We start from the raw sequence: 14,898 nt of genomic DNA, 5'->3' as shown, positions 1-14,898 counted from the left end.
CTGCGCGTGGTGGGCTGGTTGAGCACGATGGAAGCGCCGGACCCGGCGCACCGCTCACGAACAGCCACGGAGGGAACACCGCATGTCGACAGAGGGACGTACGAAGGTCGACTTCTACTTCGACCCGATCTGCCCGTTCGCGTGGATCTCGTCCCGGTGGATCCTCGAGGTGGAGAAGCAGCGCGACCTCGACCTGAACTTCCGCGTGATGAGCCTGTCCGTGCTCAACGAGGACCGGGACCTGCCGGCCGACTACCGCGACATGATGGACCGCGGCTGGGGGCCGGTGCGCGTCGCCATCGCCGCGGCCAAGCTCAAGGGCGACGGCGTGCTGCGCGACCTCTACACCGCGCTCGGCACCCGGATCCACAACGAGGGCCTGGGCAGCACGCGTGACTACGACCAGGCCATCAAGCTCGCGCTGGAGGACGTGGACCTGCCCGCGGAGCTGGCCGAGGCCGCGCACACCGACGAGCACGACGAGGAGCTGCGGGCCAGCCACCACCGCGGCATGGACCCGGTGGGCATGGACGTCGGCACGCCGACGATCCACATCGACGGCGTGGCGTTCTTCGGGCCCGTGCTCACCAAGATCCCGCGTGGCGAGGACGCGGTGAAGGTGTTCGACGGCGCGCGGGCGTTGGCGGGCTTCCCGTACTTCTTCGAGCTCAAGCGCACCCGGACCGGGGGTCTGGACTTCTCCTGACGCGTCCGGTGTGACACTCTGGGGCAAAGTTCGTCTTGGAGTGTCACACCGTTCTCGGGGAGTCCGCAGTGATCGAGGTCGTCAACCCGACCACCGAAGAGGTCGTCGGCACGGTCCCCGCCGGCACGCCCGACGCCGTGGACGCCGCCGTGACCAGGGCCGTCGCCGCGTTCCCGGCGTGGTCGGCGACGTCGCCGGACTCCCGGCTCGCCCTCGTGCGGGCGGTCGCGGACGCCATCGAGGCGCGGGCGGCGGAGTTCGCCGCGACCATGACGGCCGAGATGGGCACCCCGGCCACGTTCGCGTCACGGGTGCAGGTGCCGAACCCGGTGGGCATCGCGCGCGGCGTGGCGGACGTGCTGGCCGCCGGGTACTTCGACGGTGCGGAGATCGGGAACTCGCTCGTGCTGCGGGAGCCGGTCGGCGTGGTCGCGGCCATCACGCCGTGGAACTTCCCGTTGCAGCAGATGGTGGCCAAGGTCGTGCCCGCGCTGGCGGCCGGGAACGTGGTCGTGCTCAAGCCGAGCGAGCTGGCGCCCCTCACGGCCGACCTGCTCGCTTCGGTGCTCCACGACGTCGGCGTGCCCGAGGGCGTGTTCTCCCTGGTCCACGGCACGGGGCCGGTGGTCGGCGAGGCGTTGGCCAGTCACCCGATGGTGGACATGGTGTCGTTCACCGGTTCGACGCGGGCCGGTCGGCGGGTGTCCGCGCTGGCCGCCGAGACGGTGAAGCGGGTGGCGTTGGAGCTGGGTGGCAAGTCGGCGAACGTGGTGCTCGACGACGCCGACCTGACCCGTGCGGTGAAGATCGGCGTGGGCAACGCGTACATGAACAACGGCCAGGCGTGCAGCGCGTGGACCCGCTTGCTGGTGCCCGCTTCCCGGCACGACGAGGCGGTGGAGATCGCGGTCGCCGCCGCGGCCAAGTACGAGCCCGCCGATCCGGCCCTCCCGACGACCCGCATGGGTCCGGCGGTGTCGGCCGCGCAGCGCGACCGCGTCGTCGGCTACATCGAGCGCGGCATCTCCGAAGGGGCGAAGCTCGCCCTCGGCGGCCCTTCCCGACCTCTCGACCGCGGCTTCTTCGTCACGCCGACCGTGTTCGGCGGCGTCCGGCCGGACATGGCGATCGCGCAGGAGGAGATCTTCGGCCCGGTGCTGTCCGTCATGCCCTACGCGGACGAGGACGACGCCGTGCGGATCGCGAACTCCACCATCTACGGCCTGGGCGGCGCGGTGTTCTCCGCGGACACCGACCGCGCCCTCGCCGTGGCCAAGCGCTTGCGCACCGGCCAGGTGGACATCAACGGCGCCGCGTTCAACACCAGCGCCCCGTTCGGCGGCTACCGCCAGTCGGGCAACGGCCGCGAGTTCGGCACCCACGGCCTGGACGAGTTCACCGAGCTGAAGTCCGTCCAGCGCTAACCCCGCGCGTGGAGGACGCCGTCGGTCAGGCGGGGGACGGCGGTGCTCACGTTGACCTCGGCGGCAAGGGCGACGTCGCCCGCGTGGCCCGCGGCGATGAGCTCACGACCGGACACACAACCGTTCAGGACGTCTTCCACCGACGCCCACGCGTACATCTCCGCGGCCAACGCCGCTTCCACCGACGCCGAGCCGTAGCCCAGCAGTGACGACATGATCGCGCCCGCGCCGAGCAGGTCCTCCACCGCCGGTCGCAACGGTCCGGCGTCGGCCTCGTCGGTCAGGTTCACGCCCCACCGCTCACCGCCCGGCACGACGCCGATCGGCCCACCCGCCGCCAACTGACGAGCCGCCACGGCGACCGCCCGCGCGTTGCGCAGGCACCCCGCCAGCACGATCGCCCCCGTCGCCTCGGCCGACGAGCACAACGTGGCGCCGTTCGCCGAAGCCAGCTCCAGCTCCGTCCCCGGCGGCACGGACACCAGCGACGACGGCCGCAACGTCCACGACGGGTCCGCCGGACGCGCCGCCGACGCCCGCTTCGACCAGTGCACCGGCCGCACGGCCCCACCACGTGCCACGACGATGTCCACCGCGGTGGAGAACGACAGCACGTCCACGACCACGAGCACCGCGCACTGCTCCCCGAGGGCGGCGACCCCCTCGGGACCCCACTCCAACCGCAGCCGGCAACCCTCTTGTCCGAACACGCGGCCAAGGATGGCAGACTTGCTGACGTGCGCGTTTACCTGGGATCGGACCACGCGGGCTTCGAGCTGAAGACCCACCTCGTCAAGCACCTGACCGACGCGGGCCACGAGGTGGTCGACGTCGGGCCGGCCGTGTACGACGCGGAGGACGACTACCCGCCGTTCTGCATCGAGGCCGCCCGCCGCGTGGTCGCGGACGAGGGCAGCCTGGGCATCGTCATCGGCGGCTCCGGCAACGGCGAGCAGATCGCCGCGAACAAGGTGCCCGGCGCCCGCGCCGCGCTCGCCTACAGCGTGGAGACGGCGAAGCTCGCCCGCGAGCACAACGACGCCCAGCTCATCGGCGTCGGCGGCCGGATGCACACCACCGAGGAGGCGTTCGCGATCGTCGAGGCGTTCCTGGCCACCCCGTTCTCCGGGCAGGAGCGGCACGCGCGCCGCATCGACATCCTCCGCGAGTACGAGCGCACCGGCGAGGCGCCGGCCCTGCCCTGATGCCCGAAGGTCACACGCTGCACCGCCTGGCGAAGCTGCACCAGCGCCGGTACGCGGGCTCGACGGTCCGGGTGTCGAGCCCGCAGGGCAAGTTCTCCGCGTCCGCTGTGGACGGTCGGCTGTTCCGGCGCGCCGAGGCGCACGGCAAGCACCTGTTCCACGTCTACGGCCCGGACGCCACCGTGCACGTCCACCTGGGCCTCTACGGCACGTTCACCGAGTCGCCGCACCCGGTGACCCAGCCGGTCGGCCAGGTGCGGATGCGGCTGGCCGGCCCCACCCACTGGACGGACCTGCGCGGCCCGAACCGGTGCGAGGTCCTCACCGACGTCGAGGTGGCCGCGCTGCGCGCCCGCCTCGGCCCGGACCCGCTGCGCCGTGACGCGAAACCCGACCTGGCCCATGCGCGCATCGCCCGGTCGCGCCAGTCCATCGCCGTGCTGCTGATTGACCAGACCGTGCTCGCGGGCGTCGGCAACGTCTACCGGGCCGAGGTGCTGTTCCGGCACGGCGTCCACCCGCTCGTGCCCGGCAACGAGGTCGACCGGGCGTTGTGGGACGACCTGTGGCTCGACCTGACCGTGCTCATGCGCGCCGGCGTGAAGGTCGGGCGCATCGACACCGTGCGGCCCGAGCACCTGCCCGAGGTCACCGGCCGGGCGCCGCGGCAGGACCGGCACGGCGGCGAGGTCTACGTCTACCGCCGCACCGGCCAACCGTGCCTGGTCTGCGGCACGCCCGTCGCCGCCGCCTCGCTGGCCGGCCGGAACCTCTACTGGTGCCCGACCTGCCAACCGGCCTGACCTCAGAATCCGCCTGACCTCAGAACCCGCCGAAGTCCCCGCCGCCGAAGTCGCCGCCGCCGAAGTCCCCGCCGAAGTCGCCACCGGCGTCGCCGCCATCACCGGAGTCACCGCCGTCGCCGCCGTCCTCGGCGCCGCCGGGGTCCTCCGAGGCCACGGCCGCCGGCACGCCGACCATGCCCGTGAACATCGCGCTGAACAGCATCATCGACGCGAAGCCCCACGCGCCCGCCACCAGCGCGGGCTTCCACCACGGCTCGGAGTACCAGCCCTCCGGCACCGGACGACCCGCCACCACGCCGCCGGGGTAGTAGTGCGGCGTCTGCGAACCCGGCCGCGGCGAGGCGACGTAGCGGTGACCCTTCACCGTGACGTCACGCTCCTCCGACACCTTGCCCGCCCGGCTCTGGCCGGTGAGGTCCGGCAGCTCGGGACCGGGGTCGAGGTCCATCGCGACGCGCGCGGCCCGCACGTAGTACAGGCCTTCCATCGCGGTCTGCGTGACCAGGCGGCACTGCTCCACCGTGCGCGCTTGCTCCATCTGCGACCCGGCCGCGGTGAACCGCTCGGACGCGTCGGCCATCGCCTGCTGCGAGGCCACGTCCGTGCCGGTCAGGTTCATCACCTGGCCGCCGAGCCGTTCCACCCAACGGCGCGCCTCGGCCTGCGCGTCCTCCAGCTCCCGGCGGCGCTTCTCGGCCGCGGAGCGGGCGGCGTACCAGACCACGCCCACCAGGACCAACAGCACGAGCAACACGATCGTGGTGGTCATCGACCCTCCCGGTGCTTGATGTCCGGAAAACGCCCCACGCCGGGCGGAGGTTCCCGAAACGGTCAGAACACCTCCGGGCAGTGGGGCTCCCGATCGCCCAACAGCGCGTGCGACAAGGCGTTCAGCGAACCCGCGGTGACCTCACTCACCCGCTGGGCCCGCGCCAACGTCGCCAACCTCGTCCCACCGAGGTACGCGGCCCCCAACGCCTGCACGTCCAGCACGACGTCCGGGTCGTCGTCCACCCGCTGCACGGTCGCGGCGCCGTCCTTGACGGTGAACCGCCACCGGCCCGCGTTCCACGGGCAGAACTCGTCCGACAGCTCCAGCACCACGTCCACGTCGGAGAGGTAGCGGCGCAGGGGGAGCGCGCGGTCGACGTCCACGATCCGCACCCACAGCGAGTCGGCCCGGCCGCGCAGCGCGAGCCGCGAGTCCTCCAGCAGGTGGACGCCCGGGTCGTCGGAGGCGGTGAAGAACTTCAGCTCGCCGACCATGTCGAGGTCCAGCAGGTAGCGGTAGAGCGCCGCGTACGCCTCGTCGGTCCGTGCCGCGAGCTCGCGCACGTGCAGCTCGTTGCGCGGGCCGCGCACCTGCCAGTCCGCCTTGATCCGGTAGACCGCGTAACCCTGCGGGTGCAGCACGTAGCGGTACGCGCTCAGCCCGTCGCGGTCGCGCTCGGTGTCGGCGAGGTGGTGGTCCCACGCGGCGTCCGTGCGGCTCAGCCAGCCCGTCCGGGACGGCCGCAGGTCTTCGTACACGGCCTTCATCACCGGCATGGCCTCGTCGCGCGGCACCTCGCGCACCCGTTCGCCGCCGGTCGACACGCCGGGGCGGAACTTCGCGCCGTGCGGCACGTCGAGCCGGGTGAACTCGGCCGCGAGCCCGTAGCCGTACCTGGGGTAGATCCCCGCCTCCGAGGCCCACAGCGCGGCGATCGCCTCGGCGCCCTCCTCGTGCATGCCGTGCAGCTGGGCACGCATGACGCGGGTGAGCACGCCGCGACGGCGATGGCCCGGTTTCACGCCGACCGACGTGACCGCCGCGACCGGTACCGGGCCGGCTCCGGGCAAGGTGATCTCGCGCGTCTGGATGCCGCCGCCGCCGATGAGCTCGTCACCGTCGAACACGGCGTGGTGCCGGTCCGGCTCGAAGAGGCCACGCCACCGTTCGAGCTGGTCCTCGACGCTGTCGAACAGGAATGCCGAGTTGACGACCCGCTGGAACTCCGGGAGGTCGTCCGCGGTGAGGGTGCGGAGGTTGAGCGCCATGGCACGTTCATACGCCGGTCGGCCGTCGTGCGCGATCCAATTCAGGGGTCGCACCCGGGCGTTCGGTTCCGCGATGCTGCGCCGATGGATGCCCATTCGTTGGATGCCCATTCGTTGGCGAGCGCGCTCCGCGTCGAAGCGGAGGCGTTGGCGGTCGCAGCAACTTTGGCACCACCTGATCGTGACGTGCCGGCGTGTCCCGGGATGACGATCGGTGACCTGCTCGTGCACGTCGGCTCGATCCACCGCGTGGTGGCGCAGTGGATCGCGCGCGGCGCGCGTCCGGCGGAGTGGGAGTGCTCGCCCGGTGACGCCGACCTGGTCGACTGGTACCGGGTCGGCGCGGCGGCGCTGATCGCCGTGCTGGATCCGGCGCGCGCGGCCGCGCCTGCGGCGACGTGGTGCCCGTGGGACGGGACGGTGGGGTTTTGGGTGCGGCGGATGGCGCACGAGACGGCCGTGCACCGGGTCGACGCGCAGGCCGCGACCGGCTCGGCGGCGCCGTTGGAGCCGGGCTTGGCGGCGGACGGCGTCGACGAGGTGCTGCGGCTGTGGTTGGGCTGCCACCAGCCACCCGGTGTCCACACGTCAGGGCGAGCCGTGACGCTGCGCGTACCGGGCCGTGAGTGGACCGTGGCGCTGCACGAGGGGATCGTCGACTACTGCCCTCGAGCCGACCCGGCGGCCGTCGTCAGCGGCTCCGCGTCCGCGGTGGACCTGTGGTTGTGGGGGCGGGTCGGGGAGGAGGACGTGTCGGTGGAGGGGGATGTCGCGGTCGTGCGCGCGCTGCGTTCCGCCGTTGCCGCTGCTACGGGCTGAATTGGAGGCACACTGTGCGCGTGAGGAAGCTGCGCGTGATCCTGAGATGCCTGGTGACCTTCGCCATCGGCGTGCTCATGGTGGTGCTGGCGATCCGCTTCGGCGAGGCGCTGTGCCGCGCCATCACGTCCTAGGGGGCGGCCTTGACGAAGCAGAACTCGTTGCCCGCCGGGTCCAGCAGCACCTGGAAGCTGCCCTGCTCGTCGGTCTGCACGCCACCCAGTTTCGTCGCCCCGAGCCCAACGGCCTTCTCCGTCGCCGCGCCGATGTCGTCGACGTCGACGTCCAGGTGAAGCCGGTTCTTCACCGCCTTTGACTCCGGCACGGGCTGAAACGAGATCCGAGGCCACCCGGGCGGCACGACGTGCGCCCACCCGTGCTCCCGCTCCACCACCTCACCACCGAGCAACCCCGCCCAGAACCGCACGAGCCGTGCCGGGTCCAGGCAATCCACCACGATCTGGTCCAGACGCATGTGCCCATGATGAGCCAAGTGGACGTGCGGGTCGTGGGAAGCAGCCCAACTCGCGCGACCGCTCCCCACAACCACACGACGAGCCCGCACGTGTCGAGGGGGTTGACAACAACTCGTCCGAACCACTCTAACTCCGAACCGGAAACCAATCATCAACCAAACCGAACCCCAACAGCATGAACCTGCCAGCCCACCGCCCCACTGGTCCCAACCAATCCCCACCTAACCGCAGACCACCACCTATCAAGCCCACCCCAGCCCACCCCACCGGCCCCATCTCCACCAGGGGCACAACCATCCACAAAGGACCGCGCCGTCCACCTGCCGCTACCGCCACGCGACCTGGCGGCGCGGGCACGCGAGGGGTCCGGACGTTCCGCAGAACGCAAAAGACCGTCCACGTGGGACGGTCTATGAGGGCTCTGCCAGCAAGAAGAGTCTGGAGCGGGTGACGGGAATCGAACCCGCATGACCAGCTTGGAAGGGCGGCGTCAACCCCAGCTCACCGCTCCTTGCCAGCACCTGCTCTTGTCCTTGTTGACCGCTGTTGACCGTCGCTGACCTGGGCTAATCGCACGATAATCGCACGCAGCAACCACCTGGTTGCGTGCCTCAACGAGCCACGTAGGTCCATTGCGTGCGCGTCTCTACCCATCCTGAGGCGTGGATGTGTCCACAATGATTTGCTCAGCCACGAATCTCATTAGAGGTAGCTCCGGGGTCAATGCCACGTCATCAGAGAAGGGTGTAAACCGACTCCTCGCGCCTTCCTTGCTGTGCACAAGTGCATTTCTTGTCTTATAAATTCTGCGACTTAGCGCCTGGTAGACCGCCGGCTGATCGTCAGAATTAAGGTCAACTTTATCGCCATCGGAGAAGGGAACTGCCGTATTTTTGTAGTACTCGGGTAGCGCAGGGTCGAAGGCGCGCAACTCTTGTAGGATCTGAGCTAGGTCGACGTGCTTTTGAAGGGTGAGTCGGAGGGCAATCTGCTCATTTATGACCACTTCTTCGCTTCTGAGCTGTACGGCCTTGTTGACCTTCTTAATGAGCTCTCTGATGTCACGCTTCCGGCGATATGAGAATTTCGGCGACGTGATTATGGTCTGCACCTGTTCGACTAGGTCATCCTGCACGATGTTCTCAAACCAGTGTTCTGCCACATGGTAGTAAGAGAGGTATTCCAGCATGGGGCTTTCCGCCGATACGGCGAGCTGGTAGTGGAACACTAGATCACTAACGTAGTGGCGTCGTGGGGCGTCGATTTCTTTTGCGCGTGATCGTCTCGTGCGCGATATTGCAGACGATCGCTTGAGTTCGTCTACGCTTAATACCGGCATCAGGGCTACATCAAGGTTGTATCCGAGGTGGAAGTACACGGCTTCTGCGTGCTGCGTCCAGTAGGATTCAGGTCGAGGCTTGTCGGAAATGATGCGGATTGTTGTAAACGATCCTACGTTCCGTAAGGTATCCAAGGCATCCCACTGGTCTTTAGGTCCATCGGAATAACGGAAACCAACAAATAGTCCGAAGGTTCGGAAAATCCTCGCACCGTCCAACCGGAGAGCGTCGGAGAGGAAGTGCAACAGGAAGGGTATTGTCGGCGGTCCGATTTCGTATGTCAGGCCCTGCTGGACATCGTCCAGTTGAATTCCTTCTCGCAGGGCTCGTGCTGGTCGGTTCGTGTGGCGCTTTACTAGGGCCTCAAAGGTTTTCGGTGTCGAAACTGACACACCTTCGCCGCGTTTAAAGTTGGCGATCTCAGAAGCGATCTCGGTTAGCTTGTCCTCGCTTACAGGTGAGGACACGTAGCGGTCCATCTTGAAAGTAAAATTCTCGCCCGTCTTCTCTGCTTTGGTTCGCAAGAGAGTGGATATCTGCTCCGCGATGGTTTCGGCGGTGTGCTGCATGGCTCCTCTGAACGGCATTAACCGTGCGTAGGTGGAGTATTCTTCTCGGCAGGATACAGGTTGGGGTCAGGTTCAGCTAGTGTGAGAGATTTTCGGTTCCGTTCCATAATTCTCGCACATAGTCTCTACTGGTGCGCTCAACGAGGCGCGCCTGACGTCGATTAAGACTGACGGTGGCAAGGTGGCGTACCCGCCGCGGCAGCCGATCGCCGTGCCCAGCGCTGTGAAGTCTGTGACTGCGCGATCGTCGGAACCCTGGACGCTGGGAGCGATTCTCGTCCGAACGCAGCACCTCCGCGTGCAGTCATCCGGCCGCGTGCGCCGACTCCGCGTGCGGCCGACGGGCGGAGCGGAGCGGGAGCCCGGCGTGCCGCGATGCGGGGAGTCGGTGAAAACGTGAGGCCGGACTGGCCGCGCGTTGCCGCAGGCGGCGCGCCTTGATCCCGTAGAGCGGAATTCGGCAACGCGGCAGGTTGGGGGCTGTTGCGGTGTTGCGGTGCGAACGGCCTGCCTAGGGTGTGGGTGTGGATCTGGTCGCGCGGGCCTACTCGGTGGCCGAAGGTCGGCTTGCCTCGTCGTTGCCTCGGCGGTGGGCGCATGTGCAGGGTGTTGCGAAGAGAGCTGGGCTGGCGGCTGGAGTCATCGCGGAAGCGGAGCGCGAGCTGTTGACGGCTGCGGCTGTTCTTCACGATGTGGGGTACGCGCCGGAGATTGCCGAGACTGGGTTTCATCCGCTTGATGGGGCTCGGTATCTCGAAGACCAGGGGTGTTCTGAGCGGTTGTGTGCGCTTGTGGCACATCACTCCTGTGCCTACCGAGAGGCCGAGTTGAGGGGGTACTCGGCTGAGCTGGCGCGTTGGGTGGATGAGGAGACGCCGCTGCGGGATGCACTGTGGTGGGCGGATATGACCACCGGGCCGGATGGCGACACGACCGGGGTTCGTGAGCGGATCGCGGAGATTCAGGCGCGGTATGGGCTGGAAGACCTGGTGACGGTTTTCATCCGGCAGGCGGAGCCTGAGTTGGTGGCGGCGGTGGAGCGGACGGAGGCTCGGTTGAGGGCTGCTGGGGTTGAGGTCAGGTGAAGTAGGGCTCGGCGCGGTTGCTGAGGCCGTGGTCGATGCGTAGGCGGATTGACGGGTGTATGTCGAGGTCGGGTAGGCGGTCGGGTTCTACCCAGAGGACTTCCTTGGATTCGCTGCTTGTGCGCAGCTCGCCTCCGATGGGTTGAGCGCGGAAGCAGATGGAGAACTCTTGGCGGACCTCGCCGTCGTCGTAGGCGATGACGTGGTTAGGGTTGGAGTACAGGCCGACCAGGCCGGTGACCTCTACATGGATGCCGGTCTCCTCCTCGACCTCGCGCACTACCGCTTGGGCGAGGGTTTCGCCTACGTCCTGGCCGCCGCCGGGGATGGCGTACTTGTCGTTGTCGGTGCGCCGGATCATCAAGAGGCGGCCGGTGGAGTCTTGGACGATGGCGCTGACGGCTACCCGGATGCTGTTGGGCTTCGGGGCGTTGGGGTCGTTGAGGTAGTCGGTCCGGGTCATGGTTCGACCTTGTCAGAAGGTGGCGCGCTTCGCGCTGGTCCAGACGGTCTCCAGGCTTTCGGAGTAGGTCTCGAAGAGGTCGCCTGCGGAGAGTCGGCGTAGGTGGAGTGCGGGGGCGTGGGCGCCGGGGAAGCCGTAGACGTGGGTGTTGACGATCATTTCGTCGTCGAAGCGGAAGACGGAGTTGCAGAGGGTCGTCTTGTGTAGGCGGACCTCGATGCCGGGGACGTCGGCCAGCGGGCGGACGAACGCTAGGGCGTTGCGGATGCGGGCGGCGACGGTGCCCTTTCCTAGCTGCTCTTCCTCGCTGCGGCGCGCTGCTTCACGGCCTGCGGGGTCGCCGAACAGGAGACGGATCTTGGCACCCTGCTCGGCCTTGAGACGCAGCTCCTTGGCGAAGGTGGGGCGTTCGACCAGGAAGAGGGCGGCCAGGGAGAGCACCTCGATGTGCTTGGTGGCGTCGTTGAGGAGTCGGTCCCAGAGGTCCGCGGGGATGTTGTTGCGGTGGGGGTAGACCTTGACCACCTCGGACTCGGCGATCTCGGCCTTGCGGTCCGCGGCTACGGCGTCCGGCCAGAGGTAGTTCTCGGTCTCGCGGACCATCGAGGCGATGGTGTGGCGGTGGCGGGGGTAGGGGACGCGGCCCTTGGTGATCCAGCGTTCGACGGTCTTGGGGTCGACGCCGGTGGCTCGGGCGATGTGGTCGAGGTTCAGGCCGTTGCGGAGCAGGGCTTCTCGTAGTCGTTCGTTGGCCATGTGTACCCCCGTTGTAACGACTTGGGACGTCTTTAAGCTAGCAAGGACGTCCTTAGAAGTCCCGCTATGCGGTGCTTGCGTCCCGCTGATCAGCCGAAAGTGGTTGGTGTCAAGGTGCTGGACCAAGGGTCCAGCCGACGCTGATGACAGGAGATCGGCTGTGGCGATCAGTGGTGGGAGCAGGCTCCCGGCGACGCACGACTTCGTCTTTCCCCGTGGCGCGTTGGTGATGGGTGTCGAGCCGGTGCTCAGGTTCCAATCGGCCGAGGAGCGGGCGAAGGGGTTGCCGGTCCAGCAGGAGGCGGACAAGGAGACCGGACTGTTGGTGTGGTCAGTCCTGGTGATCGACCAAGCGGCGGAGCGGAAGACGGACGCCGTGGTGACGGTGAAGATCGCGGCCCCGCACCAGCCGGTGCCGCCGGAGGCGATCCCGGGGACGGATGTGCGGCCGGTGGTCTTCGAAGGGCTGACGGTGACGCCCTGGATTGACGACAAGGCGTGCCGGGGGAGCCACGGGGGCGAGCGGCACAGGTGTCGGGCGAAGCTCGGGTACAGCCTGAGGGCCTCGGGCATGAAGCCGGTCGTCGTCAAGTCCGCTGCCAAGGCTGCGTGACCCCATGGGCGGCGAAATGGTGCGGCTCCACGTGACCGATGATCTTCCGATTCGCGCATACCCGGTGGCGTTTGAGGACCGGGTGGAGATTCGTTTCGGTAAGGCGTTCCCTGCCGTTCTGGTGGTCGAGCGGGATTCGGTCAACAGGCTGCGTTCGGCGTTGAAGCAGGGCGGCGTTGCGCTGGGTGTGGAGGGGGATGAGTGGGAGTGAATCTTCTGGAGGAGTTGTGGTCGGCGGTGGGATCGGCGACGACGCTTCGGGCGGCTCATGACGCGTTGGTCGAGGTGATGCCCTCGATTGAGGCGACGCGCGCGGACTGGCGGGATTTCCACTTCCGGGCGGCTGAGGTGTATCGGCGGGTCGCTGAGTCCGATCGTGGGCGGCAGAGGGAGGCGGTCTTCCTCGCGGAGCAGCACTGGGAGAAGGGCAAGAAGATCGCCCAAGCCCTCGCCGATGCGGCGGCTGTTCGCAGCAAGCGCTGGCAGGCGGTCGAGTCGAATGGGTCCGAGGGCGCGGCGGTGGCCGTGGTCCATGTTGGCTTCGGCGTGGGTGAGCCGAGGTACACGGTCAGGCTGCGCGGTGACGCGTTCACCAAGGCGGTGCGGTTGGCGGGGTTTCACTCGGACTACGCGCTGGCCAAGGCGATGGGGCTCAACCGGTCGACGGTGAAGCGTGCCCGTAACGGTGAGCTGCGGCCCGGTGCGCGGTTTATCAGTGGGGCGTTGAAGGCGCTCGCGCCGTTCGAGTTCGAGGACCTGTTCGAGGTCGAGACGAGCGATTGACCGTGCGGGCGGTCTCGTGCGGCAAGTGATCTGAATTGCTGGTTGGTGGGGTCGCGGGGAAACAGGTTCGAGTCTTGGCGGGCTGAAGCTGTTTCCCGGCGACGCACCGACCGGATCTTTCGCGTGCTTTCGTTACCACACAAGGGATTCCGGTCATGTCGAGGCTATCGGTACGTGGGGTGCGCGCGTCAAGTCGGCGCGGTGCTCCAACAGTGTGGAAGTTGTCCAACGGTCGCCCCTGTGGGGCGTGCAAGCGGTTCGGTGTCTACGCCCCTAACCAGCTCGTTTGTTGCGGCTGCCTGGGTTGGTTGCCGCTGATTTTCGCCCCGGTGGGGCGTGTGCGATGAACGGCGGAAAGTGGGTCGACCCGGCTCCGTTCGAGGGTGTCCGGCCTCGGGTGCCGTGGTGGGTGCTCGTACCCGGCAAGGCCAAGTGGATCGCGGCACTGGTGGCGCTGGCGTGGCTGGTGGTCGTCGGGGCCGTGCGTCTGGTGCTCGTTGTCGTTCGCTATCCGGTGGTCACGTTGGTGCCGGTGTCGGCGGCCTGGTGCTGGTGGCGGTTCGGGCTCTCGCCGCTCGTGCTGGCGCTGTTGTCGCTGGTAGCGGCGTTGCTGATCTGGGCTGGCCTGGATCGCGGGTCGTTTCTACGGCACGGCTGGTACCGGTTGGTGACCGAGTGGCGGCGGGCGACGGTGTACGTGCCGAAGTGGCGGTCGGTGATGCGGCTGGCTGACCTGGCCAAGCGGGACCGTGGGCGCGAGTACTGGCCGAAGCTGCGCCGGGTCCGGTCGGAGGGCTGGCGGGATCGGGTTCGGGTCCGGATGGTGCCTGCCCAGTCGCCTGAGGCGTGGGAGCTGCGGCGGGACGGGTTGGCGCACTCGTTCGGTGCCCGTTCGTGTCGGGTGCGGGTGCTGCGACCTCGGGTGATCGAGCTGGACTTCGTCCACCGTGACCCGCTGCTGCGTCCGCTCACGGTGCCCGCGCTGACGGACTCGACCGAGGTGGATCTCAAACGGGTGGTGGTCGGCCGGACGGAGACGGGCAAGCCTTGGCGGCTGCGCCTGCTCGGGTCTCAGGTGCTCGTGGTCGGCGTGCCCGGTGCGGGCAAGGGCTCGGTGCTCTGGTCGCTGGTGTGGCAGCTCGCCCCGGCCGTCCGTGCGGGCCTGGTCCGGCTGGTCGGGATCGACCCGAAGGGCGGGATGGAACTCGGGCAGTGCTCGGACGCCTTCGACCGTGTCGTGTACGACAACGGACCGGAAGCTGTTGTCTTGCTTGAAGAAATTGCCGCAGAAGTCAAGGATCGGGCCACGCGGTACCGGGGTGTGCGGCGGCTGTGGGCACGGTCGACAGGAGAGCCATTCACCGTCCTGATCGTGGACGAGCTGGCGGACCTGATCGCCTACCAGCCGGACAAGCAGCTCCGCGAACGGGCCGTGCGGGCTATCCAGACGATCACCTCACAGGGGCGTGCACCTGGCTATGCGGTCGTGGGCCTGGTCCAGGACCCGCGCAAGGAGGTCGTCTCCTTCCGGCACCTGTTCAGTACCCGTGTGGCACTGCGTCTGGACGAGCCGCAACAGGTCGACATGGTGCTTGGCGACGGTGTGCGGCAGCGCGGCGCGGCGGCTCATGAGATCAGCGAGAACACGCCTGGTGTCGCCTGGGTCAAGGAGGACGGGCAAAGGGAGCCGGAACGGGCTCGGGCCTTCCACGTCACCGACGCCGATCTGGTCGAGCTGGGCACGTTCCTGGCTGATGCGAAGGTGCACGACTTCCCGACTCGTCCGGACGGCTCGGGGGAGGTTGCGGCGTGA

The 14,898-nt window shown here is 68.1% G+C and carries 17 protein-coding genes; 10 read left to right on the top strand and 7 right to left on the bottom strand.

Annotated features, from left to right (window positions below):
- Window positions 1–82: 82 nt before the first annotated feature.
- A complete protein-coding gene (locus tag AB0I91_RS17615) occupies window positions 83–706 on the top strand; it encodes a mycothiol-dependent nitroreductase Rv2466c family protein (protein WP_498786587.1) in 624 nt (207 codons plus the stop codon).
- Window positions 707–774: 68 nt separating this feature from the next.
- Window positions 775–2,130, top strand: a complete 1,356-nt coding sequence (locus tag AB0I91_RS17610) for an aldehyde dehydrogenase family protein (protein ID WP_499637516.1) — start codon at window positions 775–777, stop codon at window positions 2,128–2,130.
- Here the strand turns inward: AB0I91_RS17610 and AB0I91_RS17605 are convergent.
- Window positions 2,127–2,840 (bottom strand): 2-phosphosulfolactate phosphatase, encoded by a 714-nt coding sequence (locus AB0I91_RS17605; protein ID WP_498778209.1) that lies wholly within the window; start codon window positions 2,838–2,840, stop codon window positions 2,127–2,129. The genes AB0I91_RS17610 and AB0I91_RS17605 overlap by 4 nt on opposite strands.
- 27 nt (window positions 2,841–2,867) lie before the next feature.
- Here AB0I91_RS17605 and AB0I91_RS17600 point away from each other — a divergent pair, with 27 nt between their 5' ends.
- Together AB0I91_RS17600 and AB0I91_RS17595 are read left to right on the top strand one after the other, a co-directional pair.
- Window positions 2,868–3,335, top strand: a complete 468-nt coding sequence (locus AB0I91_RS17600) for a ribose-5-phosphate isomerase (protein WP_498778211.1) — start codon at window positions 2,868–2,870, stop codon at window positions 3,333–3,335.
- Complete coding sequence (locus AB0I91_RS17595; RefSeq protein ID WP_499637513.1) at window positions 3,335–4,138, top strand: Fpg/Nei family DNA glycosylase; 804 nt, start codon at window positions 3,335–3,337, stop codon at window positions 4,136–4,138. The genes AB0I91_RS17600 and AB0I91_RS17595 overlap by 1 nt, the downstream gene beginning before the upstream one ends.
- A gap of 19 nt (window positions 4,139–4,157) precedes the next feature.
- Here the strand turns inward: AB0I91_RS17595 and AB0I91_RS17590 are convergent, their stop codons facing one another.
- Together AB0I91_RS17590 and AB0I91_RS17585 are read right to left on the bottom strand one after the other, a co-directional pair.
- Window positions 4,158–4,910, bottom strand: a complete 753-nt coding sequence (locus tag AB0I91_RS17590) for a hypothetical protein (RefSeq protein WP_499637510.1) — start codon at window positions 4,908–4,910, stop codon at window positions 4,158–4,160.
- Window positions 4,911–4,972: 62 nt separating this feature from the next.
- Window positions 4,973–6,181: a GNAT family N-acetyltransferase gene (locus tag AB0I91_RS17585; RefSeq protein ID WP_498778218.1), complete on the bottom strand. Its 1,209-nt coding sequence runs from the start codon at window positions 6,179–6,181 to the stop codon at window positions 4,973–4,975.
- Between the two features lie 84 nt (window positions 6,182–6,265).
- Here AB0I91_RS17585 and AB0I91_RS17580 point away from each other — a divergent pair, with 84 nt between their 5' ends.
- Window positions 6,266–7,000, top strand: coding sequence for a maleylpyruvate isomerase family mycothiol-dependent enzyme (locus AB0I91_RS17580; RefSeq protein ID WP_499637508.1), 735 nt, complete (start codon window positions 6,266–6,268; stop codon window positions 6,998–7,000).
- Window positions 7,001–7,130: 130 nt separating this feature from the next.
- On the opposite strand, the gene AB0I91_RS17575 is transcribed toward AB0I91_RS17580, so the two are convergent.
- Window positions 7,131–7,475, bottom strand: coding sequence for a VOC family protein (locus tag AB0I91_RS17575; RefSeq protein ID WP_499610830.1), 345 nt, complete (start codon window positions 7,473–7,475; stop codon window positions 7,131–7,133).
- A 647-nt stretch (window positions 7,476–8,122) separates the two neighbouring features.
- Window positions 8,123–9,385, bottom strand: coding sequence for a hypothetical protein (locus AB0I91_RS17570; RefSeq protein ID WP_499610833.1), 1,263 nt, complete (start codon window positions 9,383–9,385; stop codon window positions 8,123–8,125).
- Window positions 9,386–9,909: 524 nt separating this feature from the next.
- Between AB0I91_RS17570 and AB0I91_RS17565 the strand changes: the two genes are divergently transcribed.
- Complete coding sequence (locus AB0I91_RS17565) at window positions 9,910–10,470, top strand: HD domain-containing protein (protein WP_499637505.1); 561 nt, start codon at window positions 9,910–9,912, stop codon at window positions 10,468–10,470.
- Here the strand turns inward: AB0I91_RS17565 and AB0I91_RS17560 are convergent.
- Together AB0I91_RS17560 and AB0I91_RS17555 are read right to left on the bottom strand one after the other, a co-directional pair.
- The gene (locus tag AB0I91_RS17560) at window positions 10,463–10,933 is read right to left on the bottom strand and encodes an NUDIX hydrolase (RefSeq protein ID WP_499610838.1); all 471 of its coding nucleotides are present in this window, start codon (window positions 10,931–10,933) and stop codon (window positions 10,463–10,465) included. The genes AB0I91_RS17565 and AB0I91_RS17560 overlap by 8 nt on opposite strands.
- Window positions 10,934–10,945: 12 nt before the next feature.
- Window positions 10,946–11,689 (bottom strand): DUF5919 domain-containing protein, encoded by a 744-nt coding sequence (locus tag AB0I91_RS17555; protein ID WP_499637503.1) that lies wholly within the window; start codon window positions 11,687–11,689, stop codon window positions 10,946–10,948.
- 229 nt (window positions 11,690–11,918) lie between these two features.
- Here AB0I91_RS17555 and AB0I91_RS17550 point away from each other — a divergent pair, with 229 nt between their 5' ends.
- The 4 genes from AB0I91_RS17550 (at window position 11,919) to AB0I91_RS17535 (ending at window position 14,898) form a co-directional block, all read left to right on the top strand.
- Window positions 11,919–12,302 (top strand): plasmid replication, integration and excision activator, encoded by a 384-nt coding sequence (locus AB0I91_RS17550; RefSeq protein WP_499637500.1) that lies wholly within the window; start codon window positions 11,919–11,921, stop codon window positions 12,300–12,302.
- A 4-nt stretch (window positions 12,303–12,306) separates the two neighbouring features.
- Window positions 12,307–12,513 (top strand): hypothetical protein, encoded by a 207-nt coding sequence (locus tag AB0I91_RS17545; protein ID WP_233812493.1) that lies wholly within the window; start codon window positions 12,307–12,309, stop codon window positions 12,511–12,513.
- Window positions 12,510–13,085, top strand: coding sequence for an AMED_5909 family protein (locus tag AB0I91_RS17540; RefSeq protein ID WP_499637497.1), 576 nt, complete (start codon window positions 12,510–12,512; stop codon window positions 13,083–13,085). Before AB0I91_RS17545 ends, AB0I91_RS17540 begins: the two co-directional genes overlap by 4 nt.
- A gap of 343 nt (window positions 13,086–13,428) precedes the next feature.
- Complete coding sequence (locus tag AB0I91_RS17535) at window positions 13,429–14,898, top strand: FtsK/SpoIIIE domain-containing protein (RefSeq protein WP_499637536.1); 1,470 nt, start codon at window positions 13,429–13,431, stop codon at window positions 14,896–14,898.

The organism is Actinosynnema sp. NPDC049800 (assembly GCF_040656635.1).
Lineage (GTDB): Bacteria > Actinomycetota > Actinomycetes > Mycobacteriales > Pseudonocardiaceae > Actinosynnema.
Note: the sequence above shows the minus strand (reverse complement) of the source record. Positions and strands in the feature narration are given on the sequence as shown.